This is a genomic window from Paenibacillus arenosi (assembly GCF_014841135.1).
Lineage (GTDB): Bacteria > Bacillota > Bacilli > Paenibacillales > Paenibacillaceae > Paenibacillus_B > Paenibacillus_B arenosi.
On the sequence record NZ_JACYTN010000019.1, the window covers coordinates 50,043 to 73,237 of the forward strand.

At 44.9% G+C, this 23,195-nt stretch carries 22 protein-coding genes; 16 read left to right on the forward strand and 6 right to left on the reverse strand.

Translation table 11 applies throughout. From position 1 onward, the window contains the following. On the reverse strand, nt 1-1,371 hold the full coding sequence (locus IFO66_RS17970; RefSeq protein WP_192026497.1) for a YheC/YheD family endospore coat-associated protein: 1,371 nt from the start codon (nt 1,369-1,371) through the stop codon (nt 1-3). A gap of 144 nt (nt 1,372-1,515) precedes the next feature. Between IFO66_RS17970 and IFO66_RS17975 the strand changes: the two genes are divergently transcribed. The 4 genes from IFO66_RS17975 (at nt 1,516) to IFO66_RS17990 (ending at nt 5,261) form a co-directional block, all read left to right on the forward strand. Then, entirely contained in the window at nt 1,516-2,694 is a 1,179-nt protein-coding gene (locus tag IFO66_RS17975; RefSeq protein WP_192026498.1) for a DUF445 family protein, read from the forward strand. A 161-nt stretch (nt 2,695-2,855) separates the two neighbouring features. Continuing rightward, on the forward strand, nt 2,856-3,206 hold the full coding sequence (locus IFO66_RS17980) for a YlbF family regulator (RefSeq protein WP_192026499.1): 351 nt from the start codon (nt 2,856-2,858) through the stop codon (nt 3,204-3,206). Nucleotides 3,207-3,404: 198 nt separating this feature from the next. Continuing rightward, on the forward strand, nt 3,405-3,713 hold the full coding sequence (locus tag IFO66_RS17985; protein WP_225445867.1) for a hypothetical protein: 309 nt from the start codon (nt 3,405-3,407) through the stop codon (nt 3,711-3,713). 213 nt (nt 3,714-3,926) lie between these two features. Next, nucleotides 3,927-5,261: a DRTGG domain-containing protein gene (locus tag IFO66_RS17990; RefSeq protein ID WP_192026500.1), complete on the forward strand. Its 1,335-nt coding sequence runs from the start codon at nt 3,927-3,929 to the stop codon at nt 5,259-5,261. Between the two features lie 58 nt (nt 5,262-5,319). Here the strand turns inward: IFO66_RS17990 and IFO66_RS17995 are convergent, their stop codons facing one another. From IFO66_RS17995 to IFO66_RS18010, 4 genes are all read right to left on the reverse strand, one after another. Next, complete coding sequence (locus tag IFO66_RS17995) at nt 5,320-5,946, reverse strand: nitroreductase family protein (protein WP_192026501.1); 627 nt, start codon at nt 5,944-5,946, stop codon at nt 5,320-5,322. A 177-nt stretch (nt 5,947-6,123) separates the two neighbouring features. Then, entirely contained in the window at nt 6,124-6,534 is a 411-nt protein-coding gene (locus IFO66_RS18000; protein ID WP_337913331.1) for a YtpI family protein, read from the reverse strand. Then, complete coding sequence (locus IFO66_RS18005) at nt 6,503-6,985, reverse strand: sporulation membrane protein YtrI (RefSeq protein WP_192026503.1); 483 nt, start codon at nt 6,983-6,985, stop codon at nt 6,503-6,505. Before IFO66_RS18005 ends, IFO66_RS18000 begins: the two co-directional genes overlap by 32 nt. 5 nt (nt 6,986-6,990) lie before the next feature. Continuing rightward, a complete protein-coding gene (locus tag IFO66_RS18010) occupies nt 6,991-7,317 on the reverse strand; it encodes a YtrH family sporulation protein (protein ID WP_028594231.1) in 327 nt (108 codons plus the stop codon). 209 nt (nt 7,318-7,526) lie between these two features. Between IFO66_RS18010 and IFO66_RS18015 the strand changes: the two genes are divergently transcribed. The 8 genes from IFO66_RS18015 (at nt 7,527) to IFO66_RS18050 (ending at nt 16,970) form a co-directional block, all read left to right on the forward strand. Further along, nucleotides 7,527-11,306: a DNA polymerase III subunit alpha gene (locus IFO66_RS18015; protein WP_192026504.1), complete on the forward strand. Its 3,780-nt coding sequence runs from the start codon at nt 7,527-7,529 to the stop codon at nt 11,304-11,306. A gap of 177 nt (nt 11,307-11,483) precedes the next feature. Then, nucleotides 11,484-11,978 (forward strand): phosphatidylglycerophosphatase A family protein, encoded by a 495-nt coding sequence (locus tag IFO66_RS18020; protein ID WP_192026505.1) that lies wholly within the window; start codon nt 11,484-11,486, stop codon nt 11,976-11,978. A gap of 199 nt (nt 11,979-12,177) precedes the next feature. Beyond that, nucleotides 12,178-12,366 carry a hypothetical protein gene (locus IFO66_RS18025; RefSeq protein WP_028594234.1) on the forward strand — a complete coding sequence of 63 codons (189 nt, stop codon included), beginning with the start codon at nt 12,178-12,180 and terminating at the stop codon, nt 12,364-12,366. Between the two features lie 137 nt (nt 12,367-12,503). Beyond that, the gene (gene accD / locus IFO66_RS18030) at nt 12,504-13,388 is read left to right on the forward strand and encodes an acetyl-CoA carboxylase, carboxyltransferase subunit beta (protein ID WP_028594235.1); all 885 of its coding nucleotides are present in this window, start codon (nt 12,504-12,506) and stop codon (nt 13,386-13,388) included. After that, nucleotides 13,378-14,343, forward strand: coding sequence for an acetyl-CoA carboxylase carboxyltransferase subunit alpha (locus IFO66_RS18035; protein WP_192026506.1), 966 nt, complete (start codon nt 13,378-13,380; stop codon nt 14,341-14,343). The genes accD and IFO66_RS18035 overlap by 11 nt, the downstream gene beginning before the upstream one ends. Before the next feature lie 166 nt (nt 14,344-14,509). Beyond that, nucleotides 14,510-15,940 (forward strand): pyruvate kinase, encoded by a 1,431-nt coding sequence (gene pyk, locus IFO66_RS18040; RefSeq protein WP_192026507.1) that lies wholly within the window; start codon nt 14,510-14,512, stop codon nt 15,938-15,940. A gap of 87 nt (nt 15,941-16,027) precedes the next feature. After that, the gene (locus IFO66_RS18045) at nt 16,028-16,561 is read left to right on the forward strand and encodes an acyl-CoA thioesterase (RefSeq protein ID WP_192026508.1); all 534 of its coding nucleotides are present in this window, start codon (nt 16,028-16,030) and stop codon (nt 16,559-16,561) included. Nucleotides 16,562-16,586: 25 nt separating this feature from the next. Further along, a complete protein-coding gene (locus IFO66_RS18050; protein WP_337913336.1) occupies nt 16,587-16,970 on the forward strand; it encodes an FxsA family protein in 384 nt (127 codons plus the stop codon). A gap of 554 nt (nt 16,971-17,524) precedes the next feature. Here IFO66_RS18050 and ytvI read toward each other — a convergent pair. Beyond that, on the reverse strand, nt 17,525-18,640 hold the full coding sequence (ytvI, locus tag IFO66_RS18055; RefSeq protein WP_337913337.1) for a sporulation integral membrane protein YtvI: 1,116 nt from the start codon (nt 18,638-18,640) through the stop codon (nt 17,525-17,527). Between the two features lie 363 nt (nt 18,641-19,003). Between ytvI and citZ the strand changes: the two genes are divergently transcribed. The 4 genes from citZ (at nt 19,004) to IFO66_RS18075 (ending at nt 23,127) form a co-directional block, all read left to right on the forward strand. After that, entirely contained in the window at nt 19,004-20,116 is a 1,113-nt protein-coding gene (gene citZ / locus IFO66_RS18060) for a citrate synthase (RefSeq protein ID WP_192026510.1), read from the forward strand. Between the two features lie 147 nt (nt 20,117-20,263). Continuing rightward, the gene (gene icd, locus IFO66_RS18065; RefSeq protein ID WP_192026511.1) at nt 20,264-21,562 is read left to right on the forward strand and encodes an NADP-dependent isocitrate dehydrogenase; all 1,299 of its coding nucleotides are present in this window, start codon (nt 20,264-20,266) and stop codon (nt 21,560-21,562) included. A gap of 13 nt (nt 21,563-21,575) precedes the next feature. Further along, entirely contained in the window at nt 21,576-22,517 is a 942-nt protein-coding gene (gene mdh, locus IFO66_RS18070) for a malate dehydrogenase (RefSeq protein ID WP_028594243.1), read from the forward strand. Between the two features lie 184 nt (nt 22,518-22,701). Continuing rightward, nucleotides 22,702-23,127 (forward strand): hypothetical protein, encoded by a 426-nt coding sequence (locus tag IFO66_RS18075; RefSeq protein ID WP_225445868.1) that lies wholly within the window; start codon nt 22,702-22,704, stop codon nt 23,125-23,127. Nucleotides 23,128-23,195: the final 68 nt, after the last annotated feature.

Here is a 23,195-nt window from a genome sequence, read left to right on the forward strand (position 1 = left end):
TCAAAATCCTGACAAGTAGCGTGCATACTCTACTACTTTTCGGACAGACGGCCGTATCTTATTCTCTTGCAGCGGGGTGTTGTCATTTTTGGAAGGCTTGGAATTGACCTCAATGAGCCACACCTTGCCAGAAGTGTCTACAGCAAGGTCAATGCCTAATTCACCAAAGTGAGCGGGAATGTGCATATCGATACCTTGTGCGATTTCCAAAGAGGCATTTTTGAGCCGGAGATATACATCCGTTCGGGAGTTGGGAGCAAGGTTGGACTTCGTAACGGCATCTTTTACGGTAGATAAAGTGCCGCCGCGTGCAAGATTAGATACAAAATGCTGAGTACCAGCTGTACGAGCAACGATGGAGGTGATGGACCACTCATTGGTTGCATTTTTTTGTACAAGTGCTCGAAAATCAACAGGTCGGCCTTCGTTTTCCATAAGCTGTAAGCCTTGCTGGATTTGATAGCGATTTGTTTTCATCTTGCCTGTTAAACTTGAGAACAATTTGAGAAGGCTGGGGAAATGCTGCTTCCTCGTCCCGTTAACCGTTGAGTACATGGCATAAAAGGTATTGTCCTCTGAACGAGAAATTCTAACAATTCCTTTGCCCAAACTGCCGCGGGCAGGCTTGAGAAATACTTGGGAATGGCGATGGCACATCGTTTTCAAGGTGTTGAAGGATTTGAGGAGGTACGATTCAGGCAAGTATTTGGCGACATTTTGATCATGTTTTAAGGCATCGAACACTTCGGTCTTATCAAGGAACTTTTCGTTGAAAATGCTGGATTGGTAGCGTAGTTTTACTTCTTTCATGAAATGCTGTACGCTAGGTTTGTTCTCTGTCTTGCGCGAAGTGAGTCGATTGTTGACGATGTTCGGAATGGGCATTTCGGTTTTTATCCAGTTCCCGCTGCGGTGAACCCATGCCGTTATGCTGTTTACATGATCCTGAATATGGTCCGGTGTAAAAAAACACACAAAGGCTCCTTGATCTTGACTAGCTTCTACAAGTTCTGTACAGAACGTTGTAATTTGTCCGAAGGGTTTATCTGGTGCATCTGGTCGATCGCGGCTTATCAAGATGCCAATAAGGGGGCCTAGGTTAAGTGTTCGCTCCTGTGGCTTATACATCGTGCGCAGCTTAATGCCCGAATGCATCCCCATCTTCATAGCTAGCTGCTGGCTAATTCGTATTCCGTCGAAGTGGGGGATGGGAGTGACCGAAATGGGTAGTTTTAGCGAGCCAAAGCGAAGGGTGATTGGCTGTTTAACGGGGATTTTCCATTTCTTCACGTAAGCGTCACCGAGCATAATCGTCTGTTCTCGCATAAGTCCTGGACTCATAACTTGGAGCGTTAGTTTCAACTTAGACATAAAGGATCTCCTTCCAACAACAGATGCCGTATGAGTGTGGTAAGCGCTCCATGCGCATACAGGTGAACCGCAAATGTTAATGTATCATATGAGGACATATTATCCTTGGTGATTGACCTATTTTGTAAAAAGGAGTGACTTTTCTTGTCAGCGTGGTTATTAATTATTTTTAGCATTGCGGTAGCGGCTATTGTTGGCGGTGTTACCAATCACTTTGCCATCAAAATGTTATTTCATCCGCGGCGCCCAATCTACATAGGTTCTTGGAAATTGCCCTTCACACCAGGGTTAATTCCGAAGCGCAAACAAGATATCGCAGAATCGTTAGGGGAAGTAGTGGCACAGTACTTAGTAACATCAGACGGGCTTCGTTCTGTATTAGAGAAACCTGGTTTGCAGCAGCAGCTGACACAGACATTGACTACAAGCATAGACCGATTGGCGTCTAATCCGAAGACGTTGATGGAATGGGTCCATCCAGATGCAGGAGAAGAAGAGCGTACTGTACTCCTACAGGAGTGGGAGCAGAAGCTGCGAATGGTCACGCAACAAGGTGTTGCGCATTTGTGGCAATCCGAGCGGTGGAATGAACGCTCGCTTCATGAGCTGCTGCCTGGTTTGCAGTCAGAAGTGCGCTCGCGTGCAGCTGACAAGGCTGCCCAAGCATTGCTAAATGCGGTAGGAAGCCAAATTCAGTCGTTTGAAGGGCAGCGCATGCTGGCAAACATGTTAAGCAAAGTGATGGATCGTTCACAAGGATTTTTTGGGACGATGGCTGCAATATTTGTGGATGAAGACAAGCTGGTAAGCCGGATGATTCCTATATTGGCTGAACAGCTTAAGTCGTCTGATGTTCGGCGTACTGTAGCGCGTATCGTGGAACGAAAGCTTGATGAGTGGATGGTCAAAACTCCGGCTCAACTCGTGCACGAGCTTAGCGGTCAAACGGACATAGATAAGCCTGAGTTATGGGTGGTAGAGCGTTTGAACGATGTAATTCCTTTTGCTCATCTAACTCAACGACTAGCGGAAATGCGTCCAGCAGATTGGGTACAGGGATATCGACAAGTTTGGGAGCCGTTCATACCACGTATCGTTCAGTTTGGCGTAAATAAGCTAGATCAGCACTTAGATCAGCTTGTAAAAAGCATCGGTTTGGAAGAAGTGGTGCGCGCCCAAGTTGAAAAATTCCCGATTGAACGTTTGGAGCAAATTATACTCAGTGTATCAGGTAAAGAATTTAGAGCGATTACATGGTTGGGCGTATTGTTAGGCGGTATTATCGGCGGTGTGCAAGCTTTCATTCTGCTCACGATCGGTTAACCCCGATTGCTAAAGTTCGACAGACGCCTTGTAATCCAGTAATATTAAAAGATGCAAGCTAAAGGAATACAGCTCATTTATACTGCTCTTAGGTTTATAGATGCGGAATGCGATGCAACGATGTCGTACATGAGCGTACAGAGAGGAATGTTTCAAAGACTATGACAAATGTATATGACAAAGCCCATGATTTGGCGCGGGCTCTTCAGCAATCTGAAGAGGCTGCTGCTGTTGATACAGCGATGAAGGCAATTGCTGCTGAACCAGAAACGAAGCAGATGTTTGATAGTTTCCGCAAGCGTCAAGCTGAAATGCAACAGCAAATGATGACTGGTGAAATGCCTAATCCAGAAGAGATGGAAGAAATGGAAAAATTATTCCAAGTTATCAGCATGAACCCAAATATTACTGCATTGTTCGAAGCAGAGCGTCATCTTGCACTCGTTATTCAAGATGTGAATAAAATTGTAACCGATTCTTTGAGCTTCTTGTATCAATCTGAACAAGGCTAAGGAAATGGATCGTGATAACAGTTCCCTACTGTATAAGTTGAGAGAGGCTGAGGCCTGCTTGTTCGCTTATTACGGAGTGAGGGAGCTGTTTTCTTTTGTGCCGATTACGTCTGGCATATCGGTCATAGCTTGCAACTTGTCCGCATAAGATGATAGAGAAGCGGCAGCTTCACTATGAACGATGAGGGATGTGAGTCTATGAACGAGACGCCGATAACCCGTAGAAGCAGACGCAGTAGAGGATCTTGGATGTCTGTAATATCGATTGCGGCGGTCATGATCATGTTGTTTGTTGCATTGCCTACGATTCCTTTTCGGGAAGGCTGGTCGATGGCTGTCGTCTTCGGCAGTGTTTGGTCATTGTTCGCTTTGTTGATTGTCGGAGCGCATTTATATCGTTTGCTTCGTGTTGATGAAGAAAAAGAGAATCGAATGCGGCAAGTGCGGGCGGAGCGTTATCGTCAAGTAGAACGGCGTATCGTTCGCATGTCAGAACGCATGAAATAAATGATTGTGTAATTTGATAGGTTGTAGCATGTAGAGCCGAAGCCGGTGTATGCCAGTGTTCGGTTCTTTGTGTTAGCTAACTGCATTGAAAATGGTGTACATGGATTTCTATGAACATCTGAATAGATTGACATTACATTTGTCTAGGTTATCTTTACTGTGTTACACTAACATAACAGATTAATACAGTTCGGGAAGGTTGGGTGTAACAGAATGGACGTTCATGATGCGACCGTAACGAAGCACGAACAACTGCTTCACCATATTGAGGGGCTCAAACCGGGCACTAAAATTTCTGTTCGTAAATTGGCCAAAGAGCTGGGCGTGAGTGAAGGGACGGCGTATCGCGCAGTAAAAGAGGCTGAAAATGTCGGTCTTGTCGTGACAAAAGAGCGTATTGGAACGGTGCGTGTAGAGAAGAAGCCGCGTAACCTTTCGGAACAGCTGACCTTTGCAGAGGTTGTAGAAATTGTGGAAGGTCATGTGCTGGGCGGAGCACAGGGATTGAACAAAACACTTAATAAATATGCGATCGGAGCGATGAAGCTCGATGCGATGCTTCGTTACATAGATGCTGGCAGTTTACTTATCGTTGGTAATCGAGAGAATGCACATAAAAGCGCGTTACAGCACGGTGCGGGCGTTCTTATCACAGGTGGCTTTACAACAAGTCGTGAAGTAAAGCTGCTCGCCGATTCATTGGACTTGCCTATTATTAGTTCTAAGTATGATACATTTACGGTAGCATCCATGATCAACAGAGCATTGTTCGACCGCTTAATCAAAAAGAAGATACTGCTTGTCGAGGATATAGTTGGCTCTAAGCTAGCTGTTTCTGTGCTAAGGCCATCCAGCACGGTTCGTCAGTTCGAAGAGTTAAGAGAGGTTACAGGCTATAATCGATTTCCTATCATAGATGAGTGGAACCGAGTGACAGGTATGATTACGATTAAGGATGTAGAATATGCGGAAAAAGATCAGCCTATCGACAAACTGTACACAAGAAACCCAATAACAGTTACGATGAATACTACGCTTGCTTCGGCAGCACACACCATGGTGTGGGAAGGAATAGAGCTGCTGCCTGTTATTGACCGCAGTCGCAAGCTGTTGGCTGTCATTACGAGACAGGATGTCCTTCATGCGATGCGAGATGTTCCGAATGAACCTCAGTTAGGAGAGACGTTCGACGATTTGATCTGGAACGGTTTTAACGAGATGAGGGATGAGGAAGGACGTATTTACTTCCAGGGGGTTATCACACCACAGATGGTGAATAGCTTCGGTGTTGTATCGGAAGGGATTATTACCTCTTTGCTTACAAATGGCGCTCTCCGTGCAGCTAAGGACGTAAGACAGCATGATCACATCATGGAGAATATGACGACTTATTTCGTTCGTCCCGTTCAAATTGAAGACATCGTAAGGCTTGTGCCTAGGTTTATTGAGATGGGGCGTAAAGTATGCAAATTGGAAATGGAAATGAAAAAAGGCGACCAGCTTGCAGCTAAAGTGATGATGACGGTTCAGTCGATTGACCATAATTAATAGAAGCCCTCTATTCCGTCGATGAATAGGGGGCTTCGTATGTTATACGGCGATAGGCTTAGAGCGAATTGTACGTAACATATTCACCAGTTGGCTTGCGGTAGCCACGCGGACGACGACTTTTTTTGTCCTCTTTGCCGATTGCGATTAGCATAACAGGTACTAGATTTTCAGGGATATTGAAGTCGCGAATGATAGCTTCCGGGTCAAATCCGCTCATCGGGCAAGTATCCCAACCTTTGTCTTTTGCAATTAACATAAACTGCATCGCTGACAAACTGGCATTCCGAATCGCTTCATCACGCTTGAACGCATCACCACGCTGTTCATAGAACTTGATCGTATCTGAGACGGTCATATCAAATTCCTGCTGATTTAGCATGCCTAGGTGAAGCATACCTTCGTAGATTCGAGCTGCATCATGATGAGCTTCCTTATTTCCTAAGACAATGATAGCAGCAGAAGCTGATTTGATTTTGTATTGTCTAAATGCTGCCTCATAGACAAGTTCCTTTTTATCGCTATCATGCACAACTAAATATTGCGTATGCTGCAAATTGAAGCAAGAAGGTGCGTATTTAACTAGTGAAAACAATTCATCTAGTTCAGACTCGTTAATTTTGACATCGGTGAGAAACTTATTCGCTGAACGACGAGAGGTTACGACTTCCTCGAAAGTATTCATGAGGCATGCTCCTTTTTATGTATGTTCAATAATAGATATAATTATATCATAAACTCACAAAAAGTAAGTGAAAATTCTATAACGATTTTATGAAAATATTAAAATATGAAAAAAACCGTTAAGGGCAGCTTAACGGTCTGTAATAAACGATACTTGGTTACATTGGCAGATTGAACTCTAGTGTTGCAGTCGGGTGAAGTAACTGTGATTACGCAGTCCTGCTACCAGATTGAAGACTCCTATTGCAAGCAGAATAGCACCGAACACGATTCGAAGTGTTCCTGTTGTTGGGAACATCGTCATCTGGATGATAGCAATAAATATTAGCATGAAACCCATGCAAATATTAGTACGCGCCGCGAAAAGTCCACGTTTAACTTGGTCTTGAGATCTGCGGGAGCGAATGCTGTAAACAAGAGAAAGCAAAGATGTTGCACAAATAAGCACGAGTAAGGTAATTTGAATCGCGTACATCCTAGTAATACGCTCCTTCCTGCTAATAGGTAACGTGCTTATTTTACCATATGTTAGGTGTGTGCGATACAGTTCGACATGATTAGCCTGGAGAGGGAAGTTCGGCCTTAACATCTACCCATACATGCAGTACTCCTTCTGTGACCAGCATCGTCCTTAAAGTAACGACATAGTTTTGATGATGAACATCTGTATACAGCTTCCGTGTCAGCAATCCCTCAATGAGCTTAACGTATTCGTCAATTTGATAGACGTTGCGTCCTTTCAATCCGTCCAAGTCTTTCAGCAGACGCTTGCGCAGTTCGGTTTCGTCAGAAGATGACATTTTTTGATCAGCAGATTCATAGATGTGCATCGTAATGCTCTTGATTACGGTAGAGCGATTTTTATATTTCAATAAAGCCTCGGCTTCTGCTTTATAGTGAGCGAGACGGTCTTGAAGATCGAGATTGCGCATGATGAGTTCATCGATTTGATGTAAAAATATACTGTGGTATATCGCAGCACCTGTGATAGCACCTACAATAAATACAGCTGCTCCTTGAAATAATCGCTGCAGACGCATGAGTCTCACCCCCTGGCTCTGCATATCCATTGGATGAGTTCGGTTCCCATATGTGCACCTAGGAAGGACACTAATATAAACATAAGTTGTTTGAATACAGGGTATAAATTCCCTACCCAAAAATTCGTTTCTATGACGCGGAGTGGATCGATAGTACCGCCAACAGCTGCGACGATCGCCCATATTTTCAAGTGCTCGCTAACTTGTCTCATCGTTTCGATTGGAGATTGTAGGGCAAGTACACTTGCGATGCCTGCTAATAGGGAACCGCCTATGACAACACCTAGTGCAATACCAAAATCAATAATAGCTTTGGACATAAATGGACTCATTTTGTAATCGTCCTCTCGAACGGATTGAAGGTTGAAATGATGTGCGTTATCCCAGTAGATAGGCGGACAACCTCTTACTACATATATAGAACTTTGGCGAGAAAATATGATACAATGAAGAACGAAAGTATGTTCGGTTGCACGTTGATGGAAGGTATGAAATTAGCATATATAGATTGCATTTTTGAAATGAAATGGAGTGAAAAGGCATGGAACAGTTCGTGCATTTACATGTACACAGCGAATATAGTCTGCTGGATGGGGCAGCCCGTATTGACGCATTGGCGAAGCGAGCAGTTGATTATGGTATGAAGGCACTGGCGCTCACGGATCATGGTGTCATGTACGGCACGATCGCCTTTTATAAGGCATGCCGCAAGCATGGAATTAAGCCCATTATTGGCATGGAGGCATACGTTACCGCAGGCACAATGTCGGATCGCGGAACACGCAAGGATCAGCCGATTTATCATTTGATTTTGTTGGCGAAAAATAACGAAGGGTATCGTAATTTGATGCGTATGTGCAGCATCGGTCACTTGGAAGGCTTCCATTACAAGCCTCGGATTGATAAGGAGACGATGCGCCGCTATTCGGAAGGTGTTATCGCTTTAAGCGCGTGCTTAGGTGGCGAAGTGGCACAGCATGTGCTGCATGATCGAATAGATGAGGCTCGCCAGGTTGCGATGACGTATCGAGATATATTTAAGGATGGCTTCTACTTGGAGCTGCAAGATCATGGGCTTCTTGATCAGAAGAAGGTCAATATTGGTCTCATTGCACTTAGTGAAGAGCTAGGCATTCCATTAGTTGCAACGAATGATGTTCATTATATGGAACAATCAGATGCGGCTGTTCAGGATGTGCTCATATGTATCGGTACAGGAAAGACGGTGGAGGAAAAGACACGATTACGTTTCTCCTCCGATCAAATGTACATGAAATCTGGCTCGGATATGTTGAAGCTGTTTCCGCATGTCCCGCAAGCGATCACGAATACGGCTGATATTGCTGAACAGTGTAATGTTGAAATTGAGCTGGGCACACATGTGCTTCCTGAATTTAGTCCAATCCCAAGCGAAATGACGGCTTCTTCTTATTTGGCTGAGTTGTGCCAATCGGGATTACATGCTAGATATGAGCACTTACCAGAATGGAAGGATGAACAGTTCCGACTTCAAGCCCAAGAGCGTCTTGCTTATGAGTTGAAGACGATTGATGCGATGGGCTTCTCGGATTATTTCCTAATTGTTTGGGATTTCATTCGCTTTGCGCATGAACAAGGCATTATGACCGGCCCTGGACGTGGATCTTCAGCTGGAAGTTTGGTTGCATACACGCTTCGAATTACGAATGTAGATCCGTTAAAATACAAGTTGTTGTTTGAGCGCTTTTTGAATCCAGAGCGTATTACGATGCCAGATATCGATATTGACTTCAATGATGAGCGTCGTGATGAAGTTATTGCCTATGTAGCAGAGAAATATGGGCGAGATCATGTTGCTCAAATTATTACGTTCGGTACGATGGCAGCTCGAGCTGCGGTACGTGATGTTGGTCGTGTATTGGATGTCCCGTACCATGAGACAGATAAGGCGGCTAAGCTGATTCCATCTGCCGTTGGCATGACCTTAGATAAGGCATTGTCGATTAACAATGAGCTACGGGAGTGGCGGGAAAAGGAACCACGTATTAATGATCTTATTAGTATGGCACTTAAGGTAGAGGGCATGCCGCGACATGCTTCCACTCATGCTGCCGGTGTCATTATTGGTCCTGAACCGTTAACGAATTATGTGCCGCTTCAGGAAGGTACAGAGCGTGTACCTTTGACGCAGTTTTCCATGGAGCATCTAGAAGCAGTCGGATTGTTGAAGATGGATTTCCTAGGATTACGGACTTTGTCGATCATTGAACGCACATTGAATTGGATTAAGGCGAAGACAGGAGAAAGTCTTGATCTTGACCGAGTCAATGACGAAGACGCGAAGACGTATGAATTGCTTGGCAGGGGCGAGACGACAGGGCTGTTTCAATTAGAATCAGTTGGGGTGCGCCGTGTGCTTCGAGATTTGAAACCATCTGTATTTGAAGATATCGTATCGGTATTAGCATTGTATCGACCTGGTCCGATGGAGTTTATTCCTAACTTTATTTTGAGCAAGCATGGCAAACAGCCTGTACAGTACCCGCATCCTGATCTGGAGCCTATTTTGCAGGATACGTACGGGATTATCGTATATCAAGAGCAAATTATGCATATCGCCTCCAAGATGGCAGGTTTCTCCTTGGGAGAGGCGGACTTGCTCCGCAGAGCGGTATCCAAGAAGAAGCGAGAGGTGCTTGATCAGGAGCGTGAGCACTTTGTTAAAGGCAGCTTAACTTTAGGGTACACGATGGAAGAAGCGAATCGTGTTTATGACATGATTGTTCGATTTGCAGATTACGGTTTCCCACGCGCCCATGCAGCGGCATATGGCGTCCTAGCATTCCAAACGTCTTATTTGAAAGCTCACTATCCAACGGAGTTTATGGCATCGATGCTAACGGCTCAGATGGGCAATCACCGCAAAGTCGCCGAATATATTGAAGATTGTCGTCGTACACAGCTAGAGGTACTTCCTCCTGATATTAATGAAAGTGAAGTAACGTTTACGCCTGTGGATAGTGCCATTCGTTTTGGTTTAGCAGCTATTAAAAATGTAGGTACGCAGGCAATTGAAAGTATTATTCGTGAGCGCCGCAACCAGCCTTATGAAGATTTACAGGACTTCTGTCGCCGCGTCGACTTACGTGTGTGCAATCGTCGTGTTGTTGAATCGTTGATTCAAGCGGGAGCCATGGATTCATTGCCTGGGCATCGAGCTCAATTGTTGGCTGTACTGGATGAAGTGCTTGAAGCGGCAGTGAAATGGCGCAAGCAGCGTGAGGACTTGCAAATTCAAATGTTTGATTTTGTAGAAGTCAACAATAGACAGATCGATTATCCGGATATTCAGCCGTTCACGATGAGTCAGCAGTTGGAGCTGGAGCGGGATTTGCTCGGGCTATATTTGTCGGGTCATCCGCTTGATGAATTTGTAGAACTGCTGCGAGAAGCAGATGCGGATCGTATCGTGGATTTGCATGATGCACCAGATGAGAGTGAATGTGTTGTCGTTGGCATGATTGTATCGGAACGAAGCATTATGACGAAGAAGGGCAAGCCGATGGCGTTCATCGAAATTGAGGATCGCATCGAGCGAGTAGAGGTTGTGCTATTCCCAGAAGTATGGAGGCGTGCTCAGTCGCTTGTTTCGAAGGGCGCTTTGATCGCAGTGCGTGCCAAAGTCCAGCAGCAGGATGAGGGCTTCAAGCTATTGGCGCATGATGTGTCGCCGCTGGATTTAAACGCCGTGGCGCAGTTGGCACGGCGTGCGCGTCAGCAGCGCGCAGTGGCTGCCTCCGGTGGTCGCGAGGCAGTCGGCCGCGGTGGCGCTGATCGCGCCCATACGCGTGCGTCCAGCGCTGCAAGCTCGCGCCAAGCCGCTGCGCCAAGCGCTTCCGCTCAAGCGGCAGGCGAACGCGCAGCGCACGGCGAAGCAGCTGTCCACGCCAACGGCAGCGCCACAGCCGCCGTGGGCCAAGCGCTTGCCAGCGCGGGCAATGCGCCGCGCGCTAGTGCGTCAGCGGCAAGCGCCGCTACGTCCGCCGCTGCAAATGCCGCGGGCGGAGCGAAGCGCCATGGCACGCACGCCGCAGGCGCATCACGCGCCAAGCAGGGCCAGCGCGTGTACATTAAGATCACGGCCGAATGCGAACGGCCAGAGCTCTTGAATGAGCTGAAGTCGCTCATTCAAGAGCATCATGGCACGCTGCCGACCGTGCTCTTCTACGAGCGCGAGCAGCAGCTTCGCGCGCTTAGCGGAAGCTATACGCTGAAGCCTTCTCCACAGCTATTTAAGCGCATTGAAAGCTTATTTGGAGAAGGTAGTGTGCGCGTCAAGTAATAACAAGTTGAGCTGTTACCAATATTATTGCGATTCAATGTCATTGTCTGACTAGCACTATCTTTTGAATGTCGGATTCCCTATAAGGCACTCACCATTTTCTGCTTTCCAGCATATATTGTCTTTACACCTTGTGTAGAGACAAGGCTGCGGATCGTGTGACAGGGGGAGTGCCTTTTGAATTATACAATGGCCGTATCATGGTTGGAACAGCGTGGAGTGAAACTTGAAGCGATAGCAGAAATCGTATATAAGCTGCAGAAGCCTTACAACGCACTACTAGAATTGGAGCAGTGCCTCGATAGCGTGAAGTCGGTATTGCACAAACGGGAAGTGCAATATACGCTAATGACAGGCATCGCCATGGATATGATGGCAGAGCGCAAACAATGGCCAGAACCACTGCAATCGATGTTGGAAGCGGATGAGTCCTTGTATGGAGTAGATGAGACGTTGGCATTAGGCATTACGAGCATGTTTGGTATGATCGGTCTGACAAGCTTCGGATATTTGGATAAGAACAAGCTAGGTATACTAGGACAGTTGAATAATGACCATAGTGGTATACATGTGTTTCTTGATGATCTAGTAGCTGGTCTTGCGGCGGCAGCATCTGCTCGGATTGCACACCAAGATCCGAACGCTGTCAAGTACGATAAAGTAGATTCATAATCCATGCTGATGCTGTGATAGTCATCATTGACTTTTGCTTATTACAGTAGCCTTTTCCAAAAATGTTCTGGCCTAATAACTGGAATATTGTGTAGAATCTATGGTGACGAAGGCTCGATTTTGTTGCTATGAAAATGGCACTATGTTATCATAGGTGCATTAATGACCATGCAACAAACGTGAGGAGGTACTCACGCGAATGTGGACAGTAATCTACATCGCTCCGACAGCTAAAATTGCTGAAAGAATTAACAACAGATTGACGGAGGAAGGATTTCTTGTACAAGTCCGCCCTGTCCATATGTCTAAACAACAATTCGAAGTGCTCGTACCTTCCGGAGAAGTGGAAGAAGTGCAGGAAGTGCTCAACTCTATTTTGCACGCATAATACGGCTGCTTGACGAACGTCATTGTTGTTGAGACAGCCGCTTTTTGTTGCCTACAATCGGGCGCATTCGTTCCGTGGACAAGCCCTAGTGGATGTTGTTTACATGCAGCGTAAATCAGCCTAAAGAGGTGTCATGAGTGTTCAAAGACTTATTCCACAAAAAGAAGAAATACGCGACGATTCCATCCATACGTGATGACAGCGATCGTCCTAAGCGTGAAATACCTGAGGGATTGATGACAAAGTGTGCCAAGTGCGGCACGATTCAATATCATAAGGAATTGGAAAAGAACTTGAAAGTCTGCTCGGAATGCGGACATCATGCTCGTCTCAGTGCATGGGAACGTATTCAGATGACTTTGGATGATGGTCGTTTGTTTGAATATGAAGCAAATATGGTGTCTGAAGATCCACTCGAATTCCCGGGATATGCGAAGAAGCTGGAGCAGCAGCATGCTAAATCTGGCTTAAATGAAGCTGTTATTTCCGGTGAAGGTACGATTGGCGGATATCCTGTTGTCGTTGCTGTTATGAGCTTCGACTTCTTTAGTGGCAGTATGGGATCTGTTGTTGGTGAGAAAATAACTCGAGCGATCGAGATGGCGATGCAGAAGAAGTATCCGCTTATCATTTTCTCTACGTCAGGTGGAGCTCGTATGCAGGAAAGTATATTGAGCTTGATGCAGATGGCGAAGACAAGTGCCGCATTGGCGAAGTTCCATGAAAGTGGAGGACTCTACATATCCGTATTTACGGATCCTACAATGGGAGGAGTTTCTGCGAGCTTTGCTATGTTGGGTGATATTAATTTGGCCGAGCCGGGGGCTCTTGTTGGTTTTGCGGGCCGAATTGTAATTGAGCAAACCATTCGTCAAAAGCTGCCGGACAACTTCCAAACCGCTGAATTCAACTTGAAGCACGGTCAGGTTGATATGGTCGTTCCGCGGAAAGACATGCGTCAAACGTTGACGAAGTTGATTGATCTTCATACCGTGAAAGGAGAGATGGCGAATGGCGAGTGAGCTTCCATTTGAACAACCGCTAGCAGAATTGAAGCAGAAGATTGCAGAATTGAAGCGCTTTGGCGAAGAGAAGAATATAGACTTCAGCGAAGAGATTGCGCGTCTGGAAGAGCGTCATGCTAAGCTGGCGGAGGAGATCTACTCGAGCATTTCACCGTCTCAGAAAATGCATCTGGCTAGACACCACCAGCGTCCAACGACGCTGGATTTTGTTAATCATATTTTTACTGACTTTATCGAGCTGCATGGTGATCGACTATTCGGGGATGATCTGGCTATCGTCGGCGGTATTGCGAAGCTGAATGGCCTGCCCGTAACCGTTATAGGTCACCAACGAGGCAAAGATACAAAAGAAAACATAGCACGATTTTTTGGAAGCCCTCATCCTGAAGGATTCCGGAAGGCGCTGCGATTTATGCAGCAAGCCGATAAATTTAAGCGTCCTATTATTACTTTTATTGATACAAAAGGTGCATATCCTGGTAATACCGCAGAAGAGCGTGGACAATCGGAAGCCATTGCCCGTAACTTGCGCGATATGATGCTGATGGGTGTGCCGATTATTTGTGTTGTTATTGGTGAAGGCGGTAGCGGCGGAGCGCTTGCTCTTGGTGTGGGCAATCGAGTGTTGATGCTTGAGAATGCCATCTATTCAGTTATTTCACCGAATGGAGCGGCATCTATTTTGTGGAAAGACGCTTCGAAGGCGGATCAGGCTGCGGAAGCGATGAAGATTACAGCTGCTGATCTGCTTGAGATGGGGATTATTGAAGAAGTAATCCCAGAACCGCAGGGTGGTGCACATAAGGATATACCTACGGCTGCGGAGTCTGTTAAGCATGCATTAGTAAGACAGCTAACCGAGCTGCTGGCTATGACACCTGATGAGCTTCGTGAAAATCGATATGAAAAGTTCCGTTCAATCGGTCGATTCACCTATTTAGATCAAGCCTAACTAACAATTTACAGTCATAACGGCGTATTCATTTGGTAAAACTTAAAAATATGACGATCTTCATATACAAAATGGACAAGGTATAGTAAATTAAATAGTTGTGAACTTGTTATAATAAATATATCAAGTGGATAGTAGAGAGCCGAACAATTGGAGGAAACTCATAATGCGCAAAACTAAAATTGTATGTACGATTGGTCCTTCCAGCGAACCTTTGGACAAATTGAAACAACTTATTATGGCTGGTATGAATGTAGCACGATTGAACTTCTCTCATGGTGACTATGAGGAGCATGGCAATCGTATTATCAATATTCGTAAAGCAGCTCAAGAGTTGAACAAGACTGTTGCTATTTTGCTTGACACAAAAGGTCCTGAAATTCGTACTGGTAAATTGGCTGTAGAACCAATTGAGCTTGTAGAAGAACAGTACATTACGTTGACAACAGAAGAGATCGAAGGAGATGCGAACCGTCTATCGGTTACATACGCTGACCTTCCGCGTGATGTTGAAGTAGGTTCTACAATCTTGATCGACGACGGTTTGATCGGATTGACTGTTGTCGAAATTCAAGGTACAGAAATCAAATGTAAGATCGTTAACGGTGGTCAAATTAAGAGCAAAAAAGGCGTTAACGTTCCAGGCGTAAGCATTTCTCTTCCAGGTATTACAGAGAAAGATGCTAACGATATCCGTTTCGGTATCGAGCAAAACGTTGACTTTATCGCTGCTTCTTTCGTGCGTAAAGCTAGCGATGTTATGGAAATTCGCAACTTGCTTAAAGAGCACAATGCGAACCACATCCAAATCATTTCCAAGATCGAGAACCAAGAAGGTGTCGACAACTTGGATGAAATTCTTGAATTGTCCGACGGTTTGATGGTTGCTCGTGGTGACCTCGGCGTTGAGATCCCTGCTGAAGAAGTTCCTCTTGTGCAAAAGCGCATGATCGAGAAATGTAACTTGGCAGGTAAACCAGTAATTACAGCAACACAAATGTTGGATTCCATGCAGCGCAACCCACGTCCTACACGTGCGGAAGCTTCTGACGTAGCTAACGCTATTTTCGATGGAACAGATGCAATCATGTTGTCTGGTGAAACAGCTGCTGGTAAATACCCAGTAGAATCTGTTCTTACGATGTCTCGCATCGCTGAGAAAGCAGAATCTGCGCTTGAGTACCGTGAGATCTTCGTTCGTCAAAGTTCGAAGCAGCAATCTACAATTACAGATGCAATCGGTCAAGCAGTTGCTAACTCTGCTTTGGATCTTGATGCAAAAGCAATCATCACATCTACACAAACAGGTTACACAGCTCGTATGGTATCCAAGTACCGTCCGAAAGCTCCAATCGTTGCTGTAGCTGCTTCTGAGCAAGTAATGCGCGGCATGTCCTTAGTATGGGGCGTTGTACCTGTTAAAGGTGAGCCAGCTAAAACGACAGACGAAATGTTCGATACAGCTGTTAAAGGCGGTCTTGAGACTGGTCTAGTAGCACACGGTGACCTTGTTGTAATTACAGCAGGTGTACCAGTTGGCTGCGCAGGTTCTACGAACTTGATGAAAGTTACGCAAATTGGTCAAGCTTGCAACTAATTTATAAATAGAAGTATCTACAGAAGCAATGGTGTCGCAGCCATTGCTTTTGTTGTATCGTTAACTTTCCATTAGGGGGAGTAGTAAATGAAGAACGAAGAACGGCAATTGCTGCATCTCGACATCGATCATCTCACTAAAAATCCTTGGTTTGGCGTGGCTATGCGGGTTCGCTATCAGGAGACGGACGCGATGGCAGTAGTTTTCCATGGAAATGTTGCAACTTGGTTTGAAGTTGGACGTACTGAATGGATAAGAGCACTTGGTGTTGACTACAAACAGCTCGAAGCAGAAGGGCTTTTGTTTCCTGTCACTGATCTTCGTATTAGCTATAAGCGTCCTGCTCATTATGATGATTGGGTAGCTGTGTTTACAAGACTTGATCAGTTGGGAACGATTCGTATGTCCTTCCAATCGGTTGTGTGTAGACTGAATGAGGAGCAAGTTGCTCAGGTACAAACAGCAGGATGGTTGCCAGAGCCGATTGGAGAGCTTCTTTACGAAGGCGGCACGGATCATGCTTGGATCGGACGTGATTGGCGTCCAAAGCGAGTGAGTCGTGAGCAGCCTGAACTGTGGTCTATGCTGCAGCAATTTGTGCAAAAGAAGATGCAAGCATGAAATGGTAAATAGGGAGTGAATGCATATGTGGTTCTTGTTATTACTCGCTCTAATTCCAGCGATGGAAATATGGGGATTTATTTTTGTAAGCGGCCAAATAGGAGGATGGAATACGTTCCTGCTAGTCATTGTGACGGCGATTATAGGTGTCCTTATTACCCGTCATGAAGCGGCGCAAGTATGGGGGGATGTACAGCAGCAGATGCAGTCTGGACAAATTCCTGGCCGCAAGCTAGTCGAAGGACTTTGCGTCATGCTGGGTGGTATTTTACTGCTGACTCCTGGCTTTGTAACGGATTTGATTGGGTTTACAATGGTCTTTCCGTTAACTCGTCCAATTTATAGACACTACATGTTGAAATGGATTGAGAAAAAGATGCAGAATGGAAATTTTCATATTTTGCGATAACAATTAGTGACTGGCGCTAGCGGTGAATCTAAAAATGAACTAGTGGCGACTTTAGTAACGACATCGACATAGTGATGATTCTAGAGATGATACTAGTGATGACTACTCTAGTGATGTGATGAACTGGTTGTGACCCTAGTGTTGGCCTACACTAACGGTTACCATTGAGGCTATTTGGTTCATAATTGCTCATTTTATAATCTAACGGTTGCTAATGAGCTTATTTAACCTGTTTTGCTCAAATGTAGGCTTTATTTGCTTAAATAAGCTACATGACAACCGTTAGATTTCGGAGATGGATGATTTCAAGAAAATAACGTAGATAGCGTTCGTTAGAGCTTATTAGAGCAAACTCACGAGTGTGCTTAATCAGTATCGAGCATTATTTTACCTAAAAAATAAGACGAAAAAGAGCAAGAGAACGACGAAGTGTTGGACGCTTCCATGTTCCTTGCTCTTTTTTATTAGGGTACAATATGTGAATTTGATCAACGACCCGTGGCTAGTTATTTCTACTTGTTATGGGACGAGTGTTTGACCGCGATATAAGCGCTCTATTTTCTCCCTATCATTATGTAATTGCGAACATCTCGGAATACATGCGCTCGATGCACGGCTGTTAGCAGGATAAGTGTGACAGGCCCAATAATAAGACCAAGCACCCCGAATAGATTTAGGCCGACAAACATGGCGACTAAGGTCATAAGCGGATCGAGTCCGATGCTGGAAGCAAGCACTTTCGGTTCTATAATTTGTCTAGCTACAAGCACGATTGCATATAGAACGGTTAAGCCAATAGCTAGAGAAGAAGGATCCGTTATAAAACTGTACATAATCCATGGCACCATGACTGCCCCGACTCCGAGATAGGGGAGTAGATCTACTAACCCAATTAATAGCCCGATTGTAACAGCATAGGGGACTCCTAAGAGCAGCAACCCAATTGTAATGACGACGGCTGTTATGGAGATGAGGATGAATTGGGCACGTAAGTAGCCAAATAGTGCTTTCTTCAGATCAGTCCATATTGTGTAGGTGGGTTTGCGCAGTTGATCGGGAAACCAATCCGTTACGATGTTAAGCCAGTGCCTCCAATCTTTGCTTATAAAAAAAGCAGCCAATAATACTACGACCGAAATCGTTGCAATGTTAGGTAGGCGTGATAATAGAGTAACAATGCCATTTAATAAGTTCGTAACGAGATCAGTTACGGTAGTAGTGACAGTTTCGGCAGTGCGGGAGATGTTCGTATTGATCGTGTTCTGAATATTAGGGTTATCTTTATACAGCATGCTAAGTGTATCAATAATCGAAACGATATATTCATTATTCATAAGAGAGAGAAATAATTCACGCCATGCTTGTAAATACAATTGAATCGTCTCTGTAAGTGTCATAATTTCTTTGACGATGCGTGTGATAACGGCAGCAAGCACGGTGAACATTGAAGTTACAAAGACAGATAAAGAAAGTGTGACAGCCAACCACCTAGGAAAACGAAGACGAGTTTCCAATAGGTTTACGATCGGATTCATCAGTGCTGCAATGATCCATGCTAACAAAAATGGATAGAGCAAGGGCAGCAGCAGCGCACATAAAGCTACACTAGCTATGATCAAGATCATAACCATGACAGCTCGTACGACTCTTTTTGTTATGTTAATATCCACGACACGCCCCCTCTGCAAGGCTAGTTCAATTCATTCTGCTCTATAAAATGGCGACAGACGCTGTATTTCATTCATATGGTCGATATTCGTTGTTGAGCACGCTTAGAAAGAGATTATCTTATATATATGTTGGGTTTTTTAAACTATTTCTTCTGTTTTTAGATTCGTTCCTTAAAAATCCGTTTATGTAGGTGATAAAGCATTTCTATCCCTAAAATTGCCTTTTTGCGTTCACAGAACCGACAATATCCTATATCATTTAACTAGAAGTTTTAATTACTTCATAGAAATACTTATGCACAATCGAATATGCAGTCGAACGTTGTACACAAAAGAGAAGTATGATGCAAAGGAGAGAGGGCTATGACAGCAACCAAAGGGCTAGAAGGTATTGTTGCAGCAGCTTCGTCTATCAGCTCCATTATTGACGGGGTATTAACCTACCGTGGTTACAATATTGATGATTTGGCTGAACATGCTACGTTTGAAGAAGTTGCTTATCTGTTATGGTATGGAAAGCTTCCAAATGAGGCAGAGCTTCAAGATCTCCAAGCGAAGCTAAGTGATCATGCATCCGTTCCAGCAGGTGTTATCGAGCAATTGAAGTTGTTCCCATCTGAAGCGAATACAATGGCTGTCCTTCGTTCGGCTGTTTCGGCATTAGCGCTATATGATGACGGTGCTAATGACATGAGTGCAGAAGCGAACTTGAATAAAGCAATCAAGATTCAAGCTCAGCTACCTACCATCGTAGCTGCTTATGCTCGTATTCGTGAAGGTAAAGACCCAGTTGCGCCGTTAGCAGGCAAGTCTATTGCTTATAACTTCCTGTATACATTACTAGGCGAAGCGCCTGAGCCGCGTGCGGTTGAAGCAATGGATAAAGCGCTAGTACTGCATGCTGATCACGAGTTGAACGCTTCTACTTTCGCAAGTCGTGTAACCGTTGCCACTTTGTCCGATATCTACTCTGGTATTACTTCGGCAATCGGTGCATTGAAGGGACCGTTGCATGGTGGAGCGAACGAAGCAGTTATGGTTATGTTGGAAGAGATTGGCGAATCAAGAAATGTAGACGATTACATTCAAGACAAGTTAGACAACAAAGCTAAGATTATGGGCTTCGGACACCGTGTATACAAGAACGGAGACCCGCGTGCTAAGCATCTTCAGAAGATGTCTGAGGAACTTGGCAAAGAGAAAGGTAATCTTGATTTGTATGAGATGAGTGTACGTATTGAAGAACTGGTAACGGGTCAAAAGGGACTTAAACCAAATGTGGACTTCTACTCCGCTTCGGTTTACACGATGCTTGGTATCCCTCGTGATTTGTTTACACCAATTTTTGCAATCAGCCGCACATCTGGATGGACAGCGCACATTTTAGAACAATACGAGAACAATCGTATTATTCGTCCGCGCGCCGAGTATGTTGGCCCGTCAACACAAGCTTATATTCCTATTTCTGAACGTTAATTTATCTAAAGTATCAAAAAAATTCATAATTTAGCTTGTCATAGAAAATGGCGGGTTGCTACAATAAGGATGTAGTGCCCGTCATCGCGGCGTATGTCATATACGCGGATTCATACCATTCAGCATTATTCTGAGGAGGAACTATATATGTTGCAATTGGAGAAGTTTGCTGCACCAACAGAGGGCGAGAAAATCACGATTAAAGACGGTAAGTTGCAAGTACCAACACAACCGATCATTCCATTTATCGAGGGAGACGGTACAGGCCGTGACATTTGGCGCGCATCCAAGCGTGTATTGGACGCTGCAGTTGAGAAAGCTTACGGCGGCGAGCGCAAGCTTGCTTGGTACGAAGTATTTGCAGGTGAAAAGGCTTTCAATGAATATGGCGAGTGGTTGCCTAACGATACGTTAGAAGCAATTCGTGAATATATTGTTGCGATTAAAGGACCTTTGACAACACCAATCGGCGGCGGTATTCGTTCTTTGAACGTTGCGCTTCGTCAAGAGTTGGATTTGTACACTTGCTTGCGTCCTGTACGTTATTTCGATGGTGTACCTTCTCCAGTTAAGCGTCCTGAACTGGTTGATATGGTTATTTTCCGTGAGAACACAGAAGATATCTATGCTGGTATCGAGTACGCTTCTGGTTCCGAAGATGTGAACAAATTGATCAAGTTCTTGCAAGACGAGCTTGGCGTGAACAAGATTCGTTTCCCTGAAACATCTGGTATCGGCGTGAAGCCAGTATCTTCCGAAGGTTCCAAGCGTCTTGCTCGCGCTGCGATTGAGTTTGCAATCAAGCACGGTCGTAAGAGCGTTACATTCGTTCACAAAGGCAACATTATGAAGTTCACAGAGGGTGCTTTCAAGAACTGGGGCTATGAAGTGGCAGAGGAAGAGTTTGCTGACAAGACGTTCACTTGGGGTCAATATGACCGCATTAAGGACGAGCATGGCACAGAAGCTGCGAACAAAGCTCAAGAAGAAGCGCTTGCTGCAGGCAAGATCTTGGTTAAAGATGCAATTGCTGATATCGCGCTTCAACAAGTGTTGACTCGCCCGAAAGACTTTGATGTTATCGCAACATTGAACTTGAATGGTGACTATTTGTCCGATGCTTTGGCTGCACAAGTTGGTGGTATTGGTATTGCACCAGGTGCAAATATCAACTACTTAACAGGCCATGCGATCTTCGAAGCTACTCATGGTACTGCTCCAAAGTATGCGGATCTTGATGTAGTTAACCCTGGTTCCGTTATCTTGTCTGGTGTTATGCTCTTGGAGCACTTGGGCTGGCAAGAAGCTGCTGACCTTATCTATGGTGGTATGGCTACAGCAATTAACAACAAAACGGTTACCTATGACTTCGCTCGCTTGATGGAAGGCGCTACAGAAATCAAATGCTCAGAATTCGCTGACCAAATCATCAGCAACTTGAAGTAAAGGGGATAATTAAATGGCAATTCGTCGCGCGAAAATTACAGTAGTAGGTGCAGGATTCACAGGAGCAACTACAGCATTGATGCTTGCACAGAAGGAACTTGGAGATGTTGTGCTAGTAGATATTCCTCAGTTGGAGAACCCAACAAAAGGAAAAGCATTGGATATGCTTGAAACAGGCCCAGTGCAAGGATTCGACAGCAACATTATCGGTACTTCTAACTATGAAGATACGAGAGATTCTGATGTAGTTATTATTACAGCAGGTATCGCTCGTAAACCAGGTATGAGTCGCGATGACTTGGTTAACACCAATGCTGGAATTGTCCGCTCCGTTTGTGAGAACGTAAAGAAATACAGCCCTAACTCTTATGTTATTCTTTTGAGTAACCCGGTAGATGCAATGACATATGCAGCGAACGAAACGCTTGGTTTCCCTAAAAACCGTGTCATTGGTCAATCCGGTGTATTGGATACAGCTCGCTATTGTACGTTTATCGCACAAGAGCTTAATGTATCTGTAGAAGATGTGCGTGGTGTTGTTCTTGGAGGTCACGGTGACGATATGGTTCCACTCGTTCGTTATACGAGCGTTGGTGGAGTACCAATCGAGAAGCTTCTTCCGAAAGAACGCATTGATGCAATCGTAGCACGTACACGTGTTGGCGGCGGTGAGATCGTAAACTTGCTCGGTAACGGCAGTGCTTACTACGCTCCTGCAGCATCTATTGTACAAATGACTGAAGCTATCCTTAAAGATAAGAAGCGCGTTCTTCCTGTCATCGCATTGCTTGAAGGTGAATACGGCTATGACAACTTGTTCATGGGCGTTATGGCAGTGCTAGGCGGAGACGGAATCGAGAAAATTATTGAGATTGAGCTGACTCCTGAAGAGAAGGCTGCTCTTGATAAATCCGCGGAATCCGTTCGTAACGTCATTAAAGTTGTGAATGGATAGTGAATTTTTGGGATAACCTATTAGAGTTGCTCGCGTGCGGGCAACTCTTTTCTATGTTTTTGATATCCAATGTATAGTATAATAAGTCATAGACAAAGGATGATTTTTTACTCCAGCGCCTGTCGTTGCGGGCAGAATCATTCCTAGAGATACATAATATAGAGGTAATGGAGGATTTGGAACAATGGCTTCAGTATTTTGGACGATTCACTTTATGGCAGTAGCTTTGATCGGTTTCTACGGGCTAGCTCCATTTTTTGCAAACAAGCTTAAGAAGGCTGCTCCTGGCGCTCAAGAGGGCGTACTGTCCACGATGATCGTGGGTAACCGCATCGCACAGTATATTCTCGTCGTACAGTTTATTACGGGTGGCTACATGATGACTAAAGCAGGCGTTACTCATGTGTGGATGGCTGTAGTTACGGTTCTATTGCTTGCAATGTTCGCATTCAGCGGCATTATGGGCAAGAAGATGAAGGTTGCCTTGCAGGCAGCTAAAAACAATCAGACAGATACAGCATCTATTTCGAAGATCGTAACATTTAGCTCCATCGTGTTCGTTCTTTTCATTGGTATGCTCGTTCTGATGCAAAATTCATCCATTATTTAATAGTTAATAACTAACCATTATGAATGAAGGCTATCTCGCTGGCAGGTTGTATAACCGAGCCGAGTCGA